At 72.1% G+C, this 789-nt stretch carries 1 protein-coding gene; it reads right to left on the minus strand.

All coding sequences use genetic code 11. The features are described 5' to 3' along the window. A partial coding sequence (locus E4099_RS32545; RefSeq protein WP_167828579.1) for a SidA/IucD/PvdA family monooxygenase occupies positions 1-789 on the minus strand: 789 nt, incomplete at both ends.

Consider the following 789-nt stretch of genomic DNA (forward strand, 5'->3'; position numbering starts at 1 on the left):
GGCGGCGGGTTCTTCCGCGTGGCTGGGGGTGGTGTGGCCGGTGAGGGAGTTGAGGATCACCGCGCTGCGCCAGGCCGCGAGGCCCAGGTCGGGGGTGCCCACGCCGTGGGTGTGCCGTTCGGCGTTCTGGACGTAGATCGATCCGGTGATGGCGGGGCCGAGGACCAGCCGGTGGTGTTCGTCGATGCGCGGGCGGCGGGAGTGGTCGCGCCGGATGTGGGGGTCCAAGGCGGCCAGCAGGGCGTCGATGGGGCGTTCCCGGTAGCCGGTGGCGAGGACCACGGCGTCGGTGGCGAGTCGGTCGTGGTTCCCCTGTTCGCGGTGGGAGAGGTGGAGTTCGAGGCGGCCGTCGGAAGTGCTGGTGGCGGCGTGCACGGTGACGCCGGGGGTGAGGACGGCGTCGGGCCAGCCGCCGTGCAGGGTGCGCTGGTAGAGCTCCTCGTGGATGGCGGCGATGGTGTCCTGGTCGATGCCCTTGTAGAGCTGCCACTGGCGGGGCAGCAGCTGGTCGCGGACGGTTTCGGGCAGGGCGTGGAAGTAGCGGGTGTAGTCGGGGGTGAACTGCTCCAGGCCGAGTTTGCTGTACTCCATGGGGGCGAAGGCGGGGGTGCGGGCCAGCCAGTGGAGTCGTTCGCGGCCTGCGGGGCGGTGGCGGAGCAGGTCGAGGAAGACCTCGGCGCCGGACTGGCCGGAGCCGATGACGGTGACGTGGCGGGCGGCGAGGAGTCGTGCGCGGTGGTCGAGGTAGTCGGCGGAGTGGATGACGGGGATGTCGGGGGCGCTGGCGAG

Source organism: Streptomyces palmae (assembly GCF_004684805.1).
Taxonomy (GTDB): Bacteria; Actinomycetota; Actinomycetes; order Streptomycetales; family Streptomycetaceae; genus Streptomyces; species Streptomyces palmae.